The following is a 214-nucleotide window of genomic DNA, read 5'->3' as shown; positions in this document are numbered from 1 at the left end:
TCGGCATATTGGCTTCGATCAATCTCTCGTCCTCCTTTTCTACTGGTGCATTGGTCTTTTACTGGGCAGGTTTTGCAGGCTGGTGTTCGGTATTTTTGGTACATATAACCGCTTTCTTCGGTGCGACCCGTTTTTTTGTGCCAGCTACCTGTGGTGGTGAGGGTTTGTCCTTGTGGACAGGTATAGGTGTTTGCTTCTTTGTTGTAAATGAACT

The 214-nt window shown here is 46.3% G+C and carries 1 protein-coding gene; it reads right to left on the bottom strand.

Annotation, left to right across the window (positions count from 1 at the left end; all coding sequences use genetic code 11):
• Window positions 1-214, bottom strand: a 214-nt coding sequence (locus WFZ85_RS16430; protein ID WP_342697298.1) for a transposase, incomplete at both ends; no start/stop codon positions are given.

Source organism: Flavobacterium aureirubrum (genome assembly GCF_038739835.1).
Taxonomy (GTDB): Bacteria; Bacteroidota; Bacteroidia; order Flavobacteriales; family Flavobacteriaceae; genus Flavobacterium; species Flavobacterium aureirubrum.
The sequence above is the reverse complement of the archived record's forward strand: the minus strand, read 5'-3'. Positions and strand labels throughout refer to the sequence as shown.